Origin of the sequence: Polaromonas sp., from assembly GCF_030680935.1 — a bacterium.
In the GTDB taxonomy this organism is placed as follows: domain Bacteria; phylum Pseudomonadota; class Gammaproteobacteria; order Burkholderiales; family Burkholderiaceae_C; genus Polaromonas.
This window is the reverse complement of sequence record NZ_JAUXUP010000064.1, coordinates 14,399-30,788: the sequence shown is the minus strand read 5'-3', so window position 1 is coordinate 30,788 and position 16,390 is coordinate 14,399. Positions and strand designations below refer to the sequence as shown.

The following is a 16,390-nucleotide window of genomic DNA, read 5'->3' as shown; positions in this document are numbered from 1 at the left end:
CACTTTAGCTGGCTCACGGCCATTAAAAATAAGGGCCGAGCAGGCTGTCCGGTTTATCCGTTGCGCCTTGCTCAGCCCCTGATCAGTGTGCTTGTCGAAAGAAACTCAAAGCACTTCAAAGATGCCCGCAGCGCCCATGCCGCCACCAATACACATGGTCACGCAAACACGTTTGGCGCCGCGGCGTTTGCCTTCTATCAGGGCGTGGCCCGTCAAACGCTGACCGCTGACGCCGTAGGGGTGACCGACGGCAATCGCGCCGCCGTTGACGTTGAGCTTGTCCATCGGGATGCCGAGCTTGTCGCGGCAATAAATCACCTGCACAGCAAACGCTTCATTGAGCTCCCACAGGTCAATGTCACTGACCTTCAGGCCGAGTCGCGCCAGCACCTTGGGGATGGCGTAGACCGGACCGATGCCCATCTCGTCCGGCTCGCAGCCTGCCACCGCAAACCCAAGAAACCGGCCCAGCGGCTTCAGGCCTTTTTTCTCGGCCACAGTTTCGTTCATCACCACCACGGCGCCGCCGCCGTCAGAAAACTGGCTGGCGTTGCCGGCAGAAATCACACCGCCGGGAATGGCCGGCTTGATGCCGCTGATGCCTTCCTTGGTCGTGCCTTCGCGAATGCCTTCGTCCTTGCTGACCGTCACCTGTTTGGTGGTCAGGCCCATGACGGCGTCGGCCACCCCCATGGTGACGGTGATGGGGGCAATTTCGGCATCAAAAAGGCCGGCCGCCAGTGCGGCGGTGGCCTTTTGCTGGCTGGCCGCGCCATATTCGTCCATCTGCTCGCGCGAGATGCCGTAACGTTTGGCGACCTGCTCGGCGGTCTGCAGCATGTTCCAGTAGATCTCGGGCTTGTTTTTGACCAGCCAGGAATCGGCCAGCATGTGGGTGTTCATTTCCTGCTGCACGCAGGAGATGCTTTCAACGCCGCCAGCCACGTAAATATCGGCTTCACCAGCAATCACACGCTGCGCGGCCAGGGCAATGGTCTGCAGGCCTGACGAGCAGAAGCGGTTGACGGTGACACCCGAGACGGTGATCGGGCAGCCGGCGCGCAAGGCGGCCTGGCGGGCGATGTTGGCACCCGTCGCACCCTCGGGGTTGGCACAGCCCATGATCACGTCATCGACCTCACCGGCGTCGATGCCGGCGCGTTTGATAGCGTGTTCAATCGCGTGGCCGCCAAGAGTGGCGCCGTGTGTCATGTTGAAAGAGCCCTTCCAGCTTTTGGCCAGGGGGGTGCGGGCGGTGGAAACGATTACAGCTGAAGTCATGTGAATCTCCGGAAAATGGGGTGTTAGTTGAAAGACTTGCCTTCGGCTGCAAGTTTGGCCAGCAAGGGTGCTGGCTGCCAGAATGCCGCGTCGTCCAGCGGGTTCTGGGCAAATCGCTGCATGCTTTGAACCACATTGAACAGGCCGACCTGATCGGCGTAGTTCATGGGGCCGCCACGGTAGATCGGAAAACCATAACCCATCAGGTACACCATGTCGATGTCGCTGGCCTTGGACGCAATGCCCTCTTCCAGAATGTGGGCTGCTTCGTTGACCAGGGCGTAGACCAGGCGCTGGACGATTTCGTCATCAGATATCTTGCGCGGCGTGATGCCCAGCGCAGCGCGATGGTCTTCGATCATTTTGACCACTTCGGCGTTCGGGATGGCATCGCGTTTGCCGGGCACATAGTCGTACCAGCCGGCACCGGTTTTCTGGCCAAAACGGCCCTTCTCGCACAACAAGTCTGCGGTCTTGCTGTATTTCATGTTCGGCTTTTCCTGGTAGCGGCGCTTGCGGATGGCCCAACCGATGTCGTTGCCAGCCAGGTCACCCATGCGGAACGGGCCCATGGCCATGCCGAACTTTTCCATCGCCTTGTCCACCTGGGCCGGCGTGCAACCTTCGTCGAGCAGGAAGCCGCTTTGGCGTCCGTATTGCTCAATCATGCGGTTGCCAATAAATCCGTCGCAGACGCCGGACACTACGGCGGTTTTCCTGATCTTCTTGCTGACGGCCATCACTGTAGCCAGTACGTCCTTGGCGGTTTTCTCACCGCGAATGACTTCAAGCAGCTTCATCACGTTGGCCGGGCTGAAGAAATGCATGCCCACCACGTCCTGCGGGCGTTTGGTGAAGGCGGCAATCTGGTTGACGTCCAGCGTGGAGGTGTTGGAAGCCAGTATGGCGCCGGGTTTCATCACGCGGTCCAGTTCCTTGAAAACTTTTTCCTTGACGCCCATTTCCTCGAACACGGCCTCAATCACCATGTCGGCCTCTTTCAGGTCGTCATAGCTCAGGGTGGTGGTGAGCAGGCTCATGCGCTGCTCGTATTTGTCCTGCTTGAGCTTACCCTTCTTGACCTGGGCCTCGTAGTTCTTGCGAATAATGCCCAGGCCCTTGTCCAGTGCCTCCTGCTTCATCTCCAGCATCTTCACGGGAATTCCGGCGTTCAGGAAGTTCATGGCAATGCCGCCACCCATGGTGCCGGCGCCAATGACGGCGACGGACTGGATGTCGCGCTTGGGGGTGTCTTCCGGCACATCCGGAATTTTGGAAGCGGCGCGTTCTGCCATGAAGATGTGGCGCAGGGAGCGGCTCTCGGGCGTGAACATCAGGGCGGTAAAAATCTCGCGCTCAAAGGCCATGCCTTCGTCGAATTTTTTCTTGGTGGCAGATTCCACTGCGTCCACACACTTGCCCGGTGCCGGGAAGTTTTTCGCCATGCCCTTGACCATGTTGCGAGCGAACTGGAAGTAAGCATCACCGTTGGGGTGTTTGCATGGCAGATTGCGTACCAGCGGCAAGGGACGGGTGTCAGACACCGCTTGCGCGTAGGCCAGCGCCTCCTCAGCCAGCGACTCGGCGGATGCCGACATCTTGTCAAACAGCTTCTGCCCGGGGATCTGGGCCAGCAGTTCGCTCTTGACCGGCTCGCCACTGACAATCATGTTGAGTGCGGGTTCCACCCCCAGTGCGCGGGGCAGGCGCTGCGTACCGCCGGCGCCCGGGATCAGGCCCAACTTGACTTCAGGCAATGCCACGCTGCAGCCCGGCGCCGCAATGCGGTAATGGCAACCGAGGGCCAGTTCCAGCCCGCCGCCCATACACACTGAATGAACCGCAGCCACCACGGGCTTGGAGGAATTTTCAACCGCGAGGATCACGCTGAGCAAATTGGGTTCTGCCAGCGCTTTGGGCGAGCCAAATTCCTTGATGTCGGCACCGCCCGAGAAGGCTTTTCCGCCACCGGTCAGCACAATCGATTTGACGGCAGTATCGGCATTGGCTTTTTGCAAACCGTCGGTAATGCCCACACGGGTGGAATGACCCAGGCCGTTGACCGGTGGGTTGTTCATGGTGATCACCGCCACGCTGCCGTGGACTTCGTATTTAGCTGTCATGTGTTTTCCTTTGTTGCTTGGTGGCCAGCTGCTGGGTGCTGCGAGACCTGACAAGGTCGGACTGGCAAAAATAGAACGACCGTTCTTTTCTTATTGTAGAGAGCTTATGTTGCAGTGCAACCCTGGGGCTGGCTGCATTGTCCCTGCCGCGACAAAAACAGGGGTTATGCCCCCGCAGGGAGGCTGTGAAGATTTCGTAGCGAGCGGGTCGAGGTAACTTCGAGGAGCGGAGCCGTACAGGAGTACGGTGAGCACCACAGGAGCCAGATCGGGCCGCGCAGTAGAAAGATTCATGGTCTCTCAGACTTCCAGCCACTCCTTGCGGATATAGGCATCGGCACGCAGACTGTCTGGCGTCCCCTGAAACACGATGCTGCCATGGCCCATGACCAGTGCCCGGTCCGAAATCGCCATGGCAATCGTGAGTTTTTGCTCAATCAGCAGCACCGAAATACCCTTGGCCTTGAGCGTCTGCAGGTACTGCCCCACCAACTCGACAATTTTAGGAGCCAGGCCCTCGGTCGGCTCGTCAATGATGATCAGGTCGGGGTCGCCCATCAAGGTGCGGCACAAGGTCAGCATCTGCTGTTCGCCACCGGACAGCACCCCTGCCTCTGTGTGTTGGCGCTCCTTCAGACGCGGGAACATGCCGTACATGTCGTCAAACGACCAGCGGCTGCCCTTGCCCTTGCCTTTTTGTCCGAGCATCAGATTCTGGTGCACCGTCAGCGTCGGGAAGATGTCCCGGTTCTCAGGCACGTAACCAATGCCCAGGTGCGCGACTTCATAGGCTTTGTGCCCGGCAATCTGCTTGCCCCGCCACTGAATATCACCCTGGCACTCCACCAGACCCATGATGGCTTTGGCGGTGGTCGATCGGCCTGAGCCATTGCGCCCCAGCAGCGCCACAATTTCACCAGGCTGCACGTCAAATTGCACGCCATGCAAAACATGGCTTTTACCGTAGTAGGCGTGGAGGTTTTCTATTTTGAGCATGTTCAGTGGCCTCCCACCTGTGAATCTGCCACGGAAGAGCCCAGATAGGCCTCTTGCACGCGCTGATTGGCCCGCACGGCTTCTGGTTCGTCAAAGGCCAATACTTCGCCATAAACCACGACCGCAATCCTGTCGGCCAGGCCGAAGACCACCCCCATGTCGTGCTCCACCGTCAGCAGGGTTTTTCCCACGGTCACCTCCTTGATGAGGCTGATGAAGCGGGTGGTTTCGCTGCGGCTCATGCCGGCAGTCGGTTCATCCAGCAGGATCACATTCGCGCCGCCGGCAATGGTGATGCCGATCTCCAGTGCGCGTTGTTCGGCGTAGGTCAGGTTGATGGCCAGCACATCACGTTTTTTGTCGAGCTTGATCATTTTCATCAGCTCGTCAGCCCGGTCATTGGCGTCATCCAGACCCGCCAAAAACTTCAGAAAGGTGTACTTGTAGCCCAGACTCCACAACACACCACAGCGTAAATTTTCGAAGACGCTGAGCTTGGGAAATATGTTGGTGATCTGAAAACTGCGTGACAGACCAAGCCGGTTGATTTCAAAAGGCTTTTTCCCCTCAATCCGCTGGCCGTTGAGCAGCACCTGGCCGCTACTGGGCTCAAAACGGCCGCTGATCAGGTTGAACAGCGTGGACTTGCCGGCGCCGTTGGGACCGATGATGCCGACCCGTTCGCCGGCAGTCACTGCCAGATTGATACCGCGAATGATTTCAGTCTTGCCGAAACTCTTGCGCAGGTCTTTCAGTTCTAAAGCGTAAGCTGCCATCACATAGCCTCCCGGCGCTTGATTTCTTTTTCGATGTATTCCTGAATCTCGCTCCACTCGCGCAAAAAGTGGCGGCGTGTGACCTCAAACAGCCCCAGCCCGGTCAAGGTGACAAATGCCGCGCCAAACCAGCTGTCCAGCCCCTTGGCGTCCAGCGGAATACCCGCAAACCGCAACTCGGAGCCCAGCGTGGTGCTGAGTTGGAGGTGGTAGACCATTTCGATCATCGCGGCGGCGCCCACCAGCAGGATCAAAGCAGTGACGGCGAGCGCCAGGTAGCTGACCCAGAGTTGTCTGAGCTTGCCAAAGGCGGCCACACGCAGGTTCATCATGATCAGGCTGGCAATGCCCCCGGGCGCGTACATGACCATGAACAGGAAGATCAGGCCCAGGTAAAGCAGCCACGCCTGGGTGAACTCCGACAGCAGTACAAAAGCCAGGACCATCAGGATGCCGCCAATGATGGGCCCAAAGAAAAACGTCGCGCCGCCCAGGAATGTGAACAGCAGGTAGGCGCCCGAACGCGCAGCACCCACCACTTCAGCAGTGACGATTTCGAAATTCAGCGCCGCCAGCCCACCCGACAGGCCGGCAAAAAATCCGGCAATGATGAAGGCGAAATAACGTACCTTCTGCGTGTCGTACCCGACAAATTCAACCCGCTCCGGGTTGTCGCGCACTGCGTTGAGCATGCGCCCCAGCGGTGTGCGGGTGAAGGCAAACATGGCGCCGACCGCCACAAAGGTGTAGACCGCGATCAGGTAGTACACCTGAATTTGCGGGCCAAAGGTGATGCCCATCACGGCTTTTCCCGTCACCCGGTTGCCGGACACGCCGCCTTCGCCACCAAAAAATTCGGGAATCATCAGCGACAGCGCAAACACCAGTTCGCCCAGGCCCAATGTGATCATGGCAAAGGTGGTGCCCGACTTGCGCGTGGTGACATATCCGAACAACACGGCAAACCCCACACCGGCCAATGCACCCACCAAGGGGACCAGAGACACCGGCAGGGACAACGAGCCATTGCCGATGTTATTGAGCGCGTGGATGGCCAGAAACGAGCCCAGGCCGGTATAAACCGCGTGGCCGAAGCTCAGCATGCCGCCCTGCCCCAGCAACATGTTGTAGGACAGACAGGCGATGATGGCAATGCCCATCTGCGACAGCACCGTCATGGCCAGGCCACTGCCGAACAAAAGCGGAGCCACGGCAAGCACCAGCGCAAACAGTCCCCAGGTGAGCCAGCGCCCGATATTGAGGGGCGTAAAGGTGTAATGTGTTTTCATGGCTTATCCCTCCCGCTTGCCGAGCAAACCGCGCGGCCTGAAGATCAGGATCAGCACCAGAAACAGGTAGGGCAGGATGGGAGCCACCTGGGACAAGGTGAGCTTGATGTAGGAGTTGTTGGCCACGGCAGCACCGAGTGGCACGCCCAGTTGCTCCGCCAGGGTAGCCAGTGAGTAGTCGAAGGCCACAGCAAATGTCTGGATCACACCTATGAGCAGGGAGGCCACAAACGCACCCGACAACGAACCCATGCCACCGACCACCACCACCACGAAGATGACAGAACCCACGGTAGCCGCCATGGCCGGCTCGGTCAGGAAAGTGCTGCCGCCAATCACACCTGCCAGGCCCGCCAGCGCGGAACCGGCACCAAAAACCAGCATGAAGACGCGAGGCACGTTGTGTCCCAGCGATTCGACCGCGTCAGGATGCGTCAGCGCGGCCTGGATCACCAGCCCAATGCGCGTACGGGTCAGCAGCAGCCAGACGGAAGCCAACATGATCACGGCCACCAGCATCATGAAACCGCGCGTGGCGGGAAACGGCGAACAGACGATGCGTACCGCCGCATCGGCAGTGCTGCAAAGTTCGGCGGGCGCGCTGCCCCAGATCAGGCGTAAACCCTTGATCGAATCGTTGATCAGCGTGAAGGCCGGCCCCTGAAGTACCTCTGGCGGGCGAAACTCCACCGCAATGCGGCCCCAGATCAGCTGCACCAGCTCCACGATCACATAAGACAAGCCAAAAGTGATCAGCAGCTCTGGCACATGACCAAACTTGTGCACCTTGCGCAAGCTGACACGCTCAAACAGCGCGCCCAGCCCGCCCACCACCAGCGGCGCAATCAACAAGGCGGGCCAGAACCCGACAAACTGGGCCACGGTGTAACCCACATAGGCGCCCAACATGTAAAAACTGGCGTGCGCGAAGTTCAGCACGCCCATCATGCTGAAAATCAGCGTCAGCCCGGAACTGAGCATGAACAGTAAAAGCCCGTAGCTCAGCCCGTTCAGCATCGAGATGATGAAAAACTCCATTCAGCTTGACCTTCCTCGTCGATAAAAATAAAAGAGCCCGATACGGCAACCCGCTCGGGCTCTGTCTCTTCAGGCGTCGGTGTTTACGGACGCTTCATCTGGCAGCTGGTCGGAGTGCTCGAAATGTAGTTCGGGTACTCCTTCAGCATCGCCAGGGTCATGCCGGTTTTCTCAGGGCTGTAAGGGTTTTTGGCATCTGCCTTTTGCCAGACCGACATGTACAGCGGCTGCTGCAGCTGGTGGTCTGCCTTGCGCATCTCCACCTCTCCGTTGAAGCTCTGCACACGCAGGCCTTCCATCGCCGCCGCCACCTTGACAGGGTCGGTGGACTTGGCCTTGGCCATGGCCGCGCCCAACATTTCATAGATACGGATGGTGGAGCCGGTGTAGAAGTCGTCGTTGTACTTGGCGTTGAACTCCGTCATCCACTTTTCCATCTGCCCACCCATGTTGTAGTGGTTGTAGGCGATCTGATAGACACGTCCGGCGCCATTCTGTCCCAGGGCGGTTGGCGTGCCAGTGACACCGGCGTAGTAGGTGAAGAACTTGCCGTTGTAGCCGTTCTCGTTGGCGGCCTTGATCAGCAGCGACAGGTCGGAGCCCCAGTTGCCGGTGATCACGGTGTCTGCGCCGGATGCCTTGATCTTGGCGATGTACGGAGCAAAGTCACGCGTTTGCGCCAGCGGGTGCAGGTCTTCGCCGACGATCTGGATGTCCGGACGTTTGCGCGCCAGGGCATCCTTGCCGAACTTCACCACCTGATGGCCGTGCGAGTAATTCTGGTTCAGGAAATAAACCTTCTTGATGTCTGGCTGGCCAGCCATGAAGCTGGACATCGCCTCCATCTTCATCGAGGTATCGGCATCAAAACGGAAGTGCCAGTAACTGCACTTGCTGTTGGTCAGGTCCGGGTCCACCGCCGAGTCATTGAGGTACATCACCTCTTTGCCCGGGTTGCGCTCATTGTGTTTGGTGATTGCATCGGACAGGGCCAGCGCGACGGAGGAACCGTTGCCCTGGATGATGTAACGCACGCCCTGATCAATGGCCGCTTTCAGCGCGTTCAGGCTTTCTGCCGGGCTGAGCTTGTTGTCGATGGTCGAGAACTCGAAATTCACGCCAGCAGGGTTGCCGGTTCCGCTGTATTTTTCGGCAAAAAACTGGTAACCCTTGGTCTGGGCGACGCCCACTGGACCCAGCAGCCCGGTCAGGGGATCAATCCTGACCAGCTTGACGGTCTGGCCTTTGAGCGGCCCGGGTGCAAACATCGGCGCGCCGGCTGCCTTGGCGGGAGCGGCTTTGGCCGCAGGTGCAGCCTTGGCCGCGGGTGCGGCCGGTTTGGCTGGCGCAGCAGGCTGCGCAAAAACGGTACCGGCGCATGCAAAAGCAGCGGCCAGTGCGAGGTGTCTGATCTGAAAAGTCATCAATGTCTCCTAGGTAATCACAATGAAACAAGCGTACAAGTTTTGTGCAGTGCAGCGATCAGGGAATGCCCCTAAGCAGCCCGGTTTCTATCGCCCATGCGACAGCGGTGTCGCCACAGCCGGACTGCCCGTTCTGCACTGCAGCAGTGCAGGTCCCAAGGCTGTCCTGACTTCAGGACGAGGGCAACTGATAGTCCTTTAGTTGTTCGCGCAAGCGGGTTTTCAACATCTTGCCTGTCGCCCCCAGAGGAATGGCGTCGACAAACACCACATCATCGGGAATCTGCCATTTGGCGGTCTTGCCTTCATAAAACTGAAGCAACTCCTCACGGCTGACTTCTGCGCCCGGCTTCTTGACCACTGCGATGATCGGGCGCTCGTCCCATTTGGGATGCCGCACGCCAATGCAGGCAGCCATGGCCACTGCGGGGTGCGCCACGGCGATGTTTTCAATGTCGATGGAACTGATCCATTCGCCGCCTGACTTGATCACGTCCTTGCTGCGGTCGGTGATCTGCATATAACCGTCGGGGTCAATCGTCGCCACGTCCCCTGTCGGAAACCAGCCGTCGATCAACGGGTTGCCGCCCTCGCCCTTGAAATATTCGCCCACGATCCACGGCCCCTTGACATGCAAATCGCCGAAAGCCTTGCCGTCCCATGCAAGCTCCTTTCCCTCCGGGTCGACGATTTTCATGTCCACACCAAAAATCGCCCGCCCCTGTTTGAGCCTGATCTTCATCTGCTCGTCTTTGGACATCTCCAGGTGTTTGTTTTTCAGCGTACACAAGGTCCCCAGCGGCGACATTTCTGTCATGCCCCACGCATGCAAAACCTCGACACCATAGTCTTCCTGGAAGGCGTGGATCATCGCAGGCGGGCAGGCAGAACCGCCTATCACCGTGCGTTTGAGTGTGGAGAACTTCAGCCCGGCCGGTTTCATGTGGCCCAGCATCATCTGCCAGACGGTAGGCACGCCGGCAGCATAAGTGACTTTTTCACCTTCAATCAGCTCATACACCGACTTTCCATCCAGGCCCGGGCCGGGAAACACCAGTTTGGCGCCAGTCAAAGCAGCCGAGTACGGGATACCCCAGGCGTTGACGTGAAACATCGGTACCACGGGAAGAATACTGTCGCGTGCGCTCAGGCACATCACGTCGGGCAATGCCGCCGCATAGGCGTGCAGGATGGTCGAGCGGTGGCTGTACAACGCGGCTTTCGGGTTACCGGTGGTGCCGCTGGTGTAACACATGCTGGACGCGGAGTTTTCGTCAAAACTCGGCCACTGGTAGTCGGCCGAATGCGGGGCAATCCAGGCCTCGTAGCTGCTGAGGTTGGGGATGCCACTGCCTTCGGGCAGTTTGTCCGCATCACACAGTGCAATGTAGTGCTTGATGGTGGTGCACTTGGCATGAAAAGCCTGCACCAGTGGCAGGAAAGACATGTCAAAAAACAGCACCTGGTCTTCGGCATGGTTCGCAATCCACGACACCAGATCGGGATGCAGGCGCGGATTGAGCGTATGCAACACGCGGCCCGAGCCGCTGACCCCGAAGTACAGCTCCAGGTGGCGGTAGCCGTTCCAGGCCAGGGTGGCAATACGGTCGCTGAACTGAAGTTTGAGCGCATCCAGCGCACTGGCCACCTGGCGCGAGCGGCGCGCGACGTCCCGGTAGGTATAGCGGTGGATATCGCCTTCGACGCGGCGCGAGACAATTTCCGCGTCGCCGTGGTGGCGCTCGGCGAAATCGATCAACGAGGAGATCAACAGCGGTTGGCCTTGCATTAAACCCAGCATGGGTGTTTCCTTTTCTTCTGGCATTCGGGGTTTCAGTATCGCGCAGCAGCAAGCGGGCTTGCAGGGGGAATGCCCGCATGTATGCATGACTCGCCAAATTGGAGCGCCTAGTTTGACCATGTTGCGCCCGCACGGCAAAACCTGTCGCGGCGCATACAGTTTCTTGGTAGTTACCCTTGAGAAGAGCAGCTGACGGAAAATCACTGCCATGTTCCCGGATATCTCAGCACCCAGCACGCATTTTCTTCAGCAGCACAACTGGTTCACCCAGTTGCCGCCAGCTCAACAGGCCCATGTAGCGGAGCGCACTTTTACCCTTGCGGGCCTCAAGGGAGACGTGATGTTGCATGCCGGCGCTGAAGTCAAGGGCTGGTATGCCGTTCTGTCGGGCCTGGTCAAGCTGCAAAGCAGCTCGGGACAGGGGCGGGTGTCTGCTTTTCTGGGGGTACCGGACGGCGAATGGTTTGGCGAAGGCTCGACCCTGAAGACCGAGCGGCGCCGCTACGAGGTGATTGCCTTGCGCGACACGGTGCTGCTGTGCCTGCCGAGGGCACAGTTTGACGACCTGCTGGCGCACTCCCTGCCCTTCAACCATTTCCTGGTCGGGCACCTGAACCGGCGCCTCGGTCAGGCCATGACCATCATTGAGGCCGGGCGGCTACGCGCGCCGGAACAACGTGTTGCCCTGTACCTGAGCCGGCTGTTCTGGCACGGCAGGCGCCGGCTGGTGCTTTCGCAGGAGGAACTGGGACATCTGGCCGGCCTGTCACGGCAAACGGTGAACCGGGCCCTCAAGTCCATGGAAGAGCAAGGCCTGGTGTCGCTGGATTTCGGGCGGGTGACGATACTCGATGCGGATGCCCTGGCTGCCTACGCCACAGCCACCGAGGGGCCTTAACCCCTCATGCACGCGGCTGTTGGCCGCATAGGACAATGACGGGATGAACGCCGTCATCAACGAATCGCTTGCGGCCATCCCGGGTCAGGCATGGAACAACCGCTTCGCCACGCTGGGATCGGATTTTTATACAGAACTCCAGCCCACGCCACTGCCCGCCCCCTGCTGGATCAGTCGTAACGAGGCTCTCGCGTGCGAGCTCGGGCTGCAAGAGCAGTGGTTCGCATCGCAGGAGTCTCTGGAGGTCTTCACCGGCAACCGCATCCTGGAAGGCTCGCAACCACTGGCCAGCGTGTACAGCGGCCACCAGTTCGGCCAGTGGGCCGGGCAACTGGGCGACGGGCGCGCCATTTTGCTGGGCGAACTGAGCACCGCTTTGGGACCGCAGGAAATCCAGCTCAAGGGCGCAGGCGCCACCCCCTATTCCCGCATGGGTGATGGCCGCGCGGTGCTGCGCAGTTCGATCCGGGAGTACCTGTGCTCCGAGGCCATGCATGGCCTGGGCATCCCCACAACCCGCGCGCTGTGTGTGACGGGATCGAACGCCAGGGTGCGCCGCGAGGAGATGGAAACCGCAGCCGTTGTGACACGCACCGCGCCCAGCTTTATCCGTTTCGGCCACTTCGAACACTTCAGCTACAGCGACCAGCACCAACAGCTCAAGACCCTGGCGGACTACGTCATCGACAACTTTTACCCGCGCTGCCGGGACACCACCCAGGCCTATGCGGCGCTTTTGCAGGCGGTGAGCGAGCGCACCGCCCACATGGTGGCCGCGTGGCAGGCCGTCGGGTTTTGCCACGGTGTGATGAACACTGACAACATGAGCATTCTGGGCCTGACGATTGACTACGGCCCTTTCCAGTTTCTCGACGCCTTTGACCCCGGCCACATCTGCAACCACTCCGACACGCAGGGCCGCTACGCCTACAACAAGCAGCCCAACATCGCCTACTGGAACCTGTTTTGCCTGGGCCAGGCCCTGCTGCCGCTGATGGACTCGCAGGAGCAGGCGCTGGCCGCGCTGGAGTCGTATAAGACCGTGTTTCCGGATGCCCTGCAGGCCCGCATGGGCGCCAAACTGGGTTTGCCGGACACCCGAACCGATGACAAAAGCCTGATCGAAAACACCTTCAAGCTACTGGCAGCCGACAAGGTGGACTACACGATATTCTGGCACCGGCTGGGCGCTTTTGGCACAGCGCAGGGGCGTGAAGCGGTGCGGGACCTGTTCATGGACCGGTCCGGGTTCGATGCCTGGGCGCTATCGTATTCAGAGCGGATTGCGCAGGTGGACAAAGGGCTGAGGGCCGATTTGATGTTAAAGAATAATCCACGGTACGTGTTACGCAACCATTTGGGCGAGCAGGCCATACAGGCCGCGAAACTAAACGATTTTTCAGTGGTCAACACCTTGCTGACCTTGCTGCAGGCCCCATTTGATGAGCATCCGGGCCACGAAAGTCTGGCCGGTTTCCCGCCGGATTGGGCGGCATCGATTGAAATCAGCTGCAGTTCGTAAGCAAGCACAAAAATCGTCACAAGAGGTAGAGCCATGACTGTGAAAATCCAGAAGACTGATGCTGAGTGGAAGGCCCTGCTGGCCGAAAAAGGTGCAGAACGCGGCGCATTTGAAGTCACCCGCCACGCGGCCACCGAGCGCCCCTACACCGGCAAGTACGAGGCCGTCTGGGACGACGGCAGCTACCACTGCATTTGCTGCGGAAATCTGCTGTTTGACGCCAGCACCAAGTTTGACGCTGGCTGCGGCTGGCCCAGTTTTTCCGAGGCCGTGCCCGGCGCCATCACCGACATTGTGGACCGCAGCCACGGCATGACCCGCACCGAAACCGTCTGCAGCCAGTGTGGTGCACACCTGGGTCATGTTTTCCCCGATGGCCCGACCGACACCGGCCTGCGTTACTGTATGAATTCCGCCTCTCTCGACTTCGCGCGCAAATAGCTTGTTGGCTCCCCCGATAATCACCCCATGAAAATTCTCTTCGACTTCCTGCCCATCATTCTTTTTTTCGGCATGTTCAAGTATGCCGAAGGCAATACCGAATGGGCCGCGCGCACCGCCACTGACTGGCTGGGCTTCATGGTCTCTGGCGGGGTGGTGGGCACAGCCGAAGCGCCGGTGCTGCTGGCCACCGTGGTCGTCATTCTCGCCACCCTGGCGCAAATCCTCTGGCTGGTCGTGCGTGGCCGCAAGATCGACACCATGCTTTGGGTCAGCCTGGGCCTGGTCACGCTGCTGGGCGGCGCCACCATTTATTTCCATAGCGAAGCCTTCATCAAGTGGAAGCCCACGGTGCTGTACTGGGTCATGGGTGGTGCGCTGCTGGTCGGGCAGTTGGGGTTCGGAAAAAACGGCATCAAGTCTCTGATGGGCGCGCAAATGACCTTGCCCGATCCGGTATGGCGCACCCTGAACTACAGCTGGGTCGGCTTTTTTGCGCTCATGGGTGTGCTCAATCTCTGGGTGGCATTTACCTTTCCCACCGCCACCTGGGTCAATTTCAAACTGTTTGGCGGCATGGGCCTGATGCTGGCCTTTGTGTTGGGGCAGGCGGTTTTGCTGAACAAACACATCAAGACCGAGCCATGACCGCCATCAGCACCGCGCTTCCTGCCGACGCTTCACGCATAGAGGCACAACTGCGCGAACGCCTGAACCCCAGCCAGCTTGAAGTGCTGGACGAAAGTGCCCAGCATGCGGGCCATGCTGGCGCCAATGCCCAGGGTTTTGGCAGCCACTTCCGGGTGCGGATTGCCAGCCCGGCATTTGCGGGCAAGAGCCGCGTGGCGCGCCACCGGCTTGTGTATGATGCACTGCAAAATTTCATTGACGAGGGCCTGCACGCGCTGGCCATCGAGATCATCGAAACCCCGTGATTTTCAGACAGACGCTTTTTGCGTCTGCCCCTTCGCCCACACCGGTTCATTCCTGAGGAAACCATGAAAAAGAAACTTTTGATCGCTAGCGCCCTTGCCGGCTTGATGGCGCTGGGCGCTTCGGGTGCATTTGCCCAGAATGTGGCCATCGTCAATGGCAAGGCTGTGCCCAAGACCCGCCTGGACGCGCTGGCGCAGCAACTGGCACGCACAGGCCGGCCTGTCACGCCAGAGATGCAGGGCCAGATCCGGGAAGAAGTGATCGCGCGCGAAGTCTTCATGCAAGAGGCCGAAAAGCTGGGTCTGGCGGCCAGCGATGACTTCAAGGTCCAGATGGAGCTGGCGCGGCAGGCCATCCTGATCCGGGAGCTGTTTGCCGATTTCCAGAAGAAGAACCCGGTGACCGATGCCGACCTGAAAGGCGAGTACGACAAGTTTGTTGCAGCCAACGGCGGCAAGGAATACAAGGCCAGGCACATTCTGGTGGAAAAGGAAGACGAAGCCAAAGCCATCATTGCCAGCCTGAAAAAAGGCGGCAAGTTTGAAGACATCGCCAAGAAGTCTTCCAAAGACCCAGGCTCTGGCGCCAACGGCGGTGACCTTGATTGGGCCAACCCAAGCAGCTACGTGCCCGAGTTTGCCGAGGCCATGATCAAGCTGAACAAGGGCCAGACGACCGACGCACCGGTGAAGAGCCAGTTCGGCTACCACATCATTCGCATTGACGACATCCGTACCGCCAAACTGCCAGCGTTTGAAGAGCTGAAGCCGCAGATTGCACAGCAGATGCAGCAGCAAAAACTGGCGGCTTTCCAGCAGGGGCTGCGCGAAAAAGCCAAGGTAGAGTAAGTCCCCCGCTTTCTCCGCACTCAAAAAAAAAACGCGGCCAGGTGCCGCGTTTTTTCATGGCAGCCCCGCTTTCATGGCAACGCTGAACTGCGGCAACTTGCTGGTGTCTGCCCTGTTGACGCACACAGCGTGGCTCGCGTCAAATAGGTGGCATACCAACCATCTGGATGCCTGCATGAACACGCCTGCCTTGCGCCACACCCTCCTTGCCGGCCCTGCCCGACAGGCGGCCACGCTCCTTGTGACCCTCACGAGCGCCCTGCTTGCCGCCTGTGCGTCGATGCCGCCTGCGCCCGTGGCCGAGCTGGCGCCTACCGGCAAGCTGCGCGCAGCGATCAACTTCGGCAACCCCATCCTGGCGACAAAAGATGCGGCCACTGGCGAAGCCCGCGGCGTGTCGGTGGACCTGGCGCGTGAACTGGGGCGCCGCCTCGGCGTGCCGGTCGAGCTGGTGACCTTCCCTGCCGCCGGCAAGGTGGTCGAGGCAGTCACCGCCGCGCAGGTGGACATCGGTTTTGTCGCGATTGACCCGGTTCGCGGCGCGGGCATGGCCCAGACCGCGCCCTACGTGATCATTGAAGGCGCCTACCTGGTGAAAAACGACTCGCCGATCAAAAGCAACGCAGAAGTGGACCGCCCTGGCAACCGCATCGTGGTCGGCAACGGCAGCGCCTATGACCTGTACCTGACGCGTGAGCTGAAAAATGCCAGGCTGGTCAAGGCAGCCACCTCGCCAGCGGTCACCGACACTTTTCTGGCGCAAAACATCGAAGTCGCGGCCGGCGTGAAGCAGCAACTGCAGGCCGATGCCCAACGCCTGCCCGGCCTGCGCCTGCTCGATGGCCGCTTCATGGTGATCCAGCAAGCCATGGGCCTGCCCAAGGGCCGCGAGGCCGGTGCACGTTACGTCACGGCCTTTGTGGAAGAAATGAAGGCCTCCGGTTTTGTGGCTGACGCATTGGCCCGGCACAAGATCGAAGGCGCGGCGGTGGCGCCCGTCGCCGGGAAAAACTGAGT

At 59.8% G+C, this 16,390-nt stretch carries 15 protein-coding genes; 7 read left to right on the top strand and 8 right to left on the bottom strand.

Annotation, left to right across the window (positions count from 1 at the left end):
- Positions 1–105 precede the first annotated feature (105 nt).
- The 8 genes from Q8L50_RS15485 to Q8L50_RS15450 all read right to left on the bottom strand — a co-directional run bounded on the left by Q8L50_RS15485 (position 106) and on the right by Q8L50_RS15450 (position 10,728).
- A complete protein-coding gene (locus Q8L50_RS15485) occupies positions 106–1,281 on the bottom strand; it encodes an acetyl-CoA C-acyltransferase (protein ID WP_305349531.1) in 1,176 nt (391 codons plus the stop codon).
- 23 nt (positions 1,282–1,304) lie between these two features.
- On the bottom strand, positions 1,305–3,404 hold the full coding sequence (locus Q8L50_RS15480) for a 3-hydroxyacyl-CoA dehydrogenase NAD-binding domain-containing protein (RefSeq protein WP_305349530.1): 2,100 nt from the start codon (positions 3,402–3,404) through the stop codon (positions 1,305–1,307).
- A gap of 300 nt (positions 3,405–3,704) precedes the next feature.
- Positions 3,705–4,400 (bottom strand): ABC transporter ATP-binding protein, encoded by a 696-nt coding sequence (locus Q8L50_RS15475; protein ID WP_300519446.1) that lies wholly within the window; start codon positions 4,398–4,400, stop codon positions 3,705–3,707.
- Positions 4,401–4,402: 2 nt separating this feature from the next.
- Positions 4,403–5,176, bottom strand: a complete 774-nt coding sequence (locus Q8L50_RS15470) for an ABC transporter ATP-binding protein (protein ID WP_305349529.1) — start codon at positions 5,174–5,176, stop codon at positions 4,403–4,405.
- Positions 5,176–6,465, bottom strand: a complete 1,290-nt coding sequence (locus Q8L50_RS15465) for a branched-chain amino acid ABC transporter permease (RefSeq protein WP_305349528.1) — start codon at positions 6,463–6,465, stop codon at positions 5,176–5,178. The genes Q8L50_RS15470 and Q8L50_RS15465 overlap by 1 nt, the downstream gene beginning before the upstream one ends.
- 3 nt (positions 6,466–6,468) lie before the next feature.
- Positions 6,469–7,503, bottom strand: coding sequence for a branched-chain amino acid ABC transporter permease (locus Q8L50_RS15460; RefSeq protein ID WP_305349527.1), 1,035 nt, complete (start codon positions 7,501–7,503; stop codon positions 6,469–6,471).
- Between the two features lie 83 nt (positions 7,504–7,586).
- Complete coding sequence (locus Q8L50_RS15455) at positions 7,587–8,771, bottom strand: branched-chain amino acid ABC transporter substrate-binding protein (protein ID WP_305349553.1); 1,185 nt, start codon at positions 8,769–8,771, stop codon at positions 7,587–7,589.
- A gap of 328 nt (positions 8,772–9,099) precedes the next feature.
- Positions 9,100–10,728: a 3-(methylthio)propionyl-CoA ligase gene (locus Q8L50_RS15450; RefSeq protein ID WP_305349526.1), complete on the bottom strand. Its 1,629-nt coding sequence runs from the start codon at positions 10,726–10,728 to the stop codon at positions 9,100–9,102.
- A 208-nt stretch (positions 10,729–10,936) separates the two neighbouring features.
- Between Q8L50_RS15450 and Q8L50_RS15445 the strand changes: the two genes are divergently transcribed.
- The 7 genes from Q8L50_RS15445 (at position 10,937) to Q8L50_RS15415 (ending at position 16,388) form a co-directional block, all read left to right on the top strand.
- Complete coding sequence (locus Q8L50_RS15445; RefSeq protein ID WP_305349525.1) at positions 10,937–11,626, top strand: Crp/Fnr family transcriptional regulator; 690 nt, start codon at positions 10,937–10,939, stop codon at positions 11,624–11,626.
- 43 nt (positions 11,627–11,669) lie between these two features.
- On the top strand, positions 11,670–13,148 hold the full coding sequence (locus Q8L50_RS15440) for a YdiU family protein (RefSeq protein WP_305349524.1): 1,479 nt from the start codon (positions 11,670–11,672) through the stop codon (positions 13,146–13,148).
- A gap of 33 nt (positions 13,149–13,181) precedes the next feature.
- Positions 13,182–13,589 (top strand): peptide-methionine (R)-S-oxide reductase MsrB, encoded by a 408-nt coding sequence (gene msrB / locus Q8L50_RS15435; protein WP_305349523.1) that lies wholly within the window; start codon positions 13,182–13,184, stop codon positions 13,587–13,589.
- Positions 13,590–13,616: 27 nt separating this feature from the next.
- Positions 13,617–14,237, top strand: coding sequence for a septation protein A (locus tag Q8L50_RS15430; RefSeq protein ID WP_305349522.1), 621 nt, complete (start codon positions 13,617–13,619; stop codon positions 14,235–14,237).
- Positions 14,234–14,524, top strand: coding sequence for a BolA family transcriptional regulator (locus Q8L50_RS15425; RefSeq protein ID WP_305349521.1), 291 nt, complete (start codon positions 14,234–14,236; stop codon positions 14,522–14,524). Before Q8L50_RS15430 ends, Q8L50_RS15425 begins: the two co-directional genes overlap by 4 nt.
- Before the next feature lie 63 nt (positions 14,525–14,587).
- Complete coding sequence (locus Q8L50_RS15420) at positions 14,588–15,373, top strand: peptidylprolyl isomerase (protein WP_305349520.1); 786 nt, start codon at positions 14,588–14,590, stop codon at positions 15,371–15,373.
- 280 nt (positions 15,374–15,653) lie between these two features.
- A complete protein-coding gene (locus tag Q8L50_RS15415) occupies positions 15,654–16,388 on the top strand; it encodes an ABC transporter substrate-binding protein (protein WP_305349552.1) in 735 nt (244 codons plus the stop codon).
- Positions 16,389–16,390 lie beyond the last annotated feature (2 nt).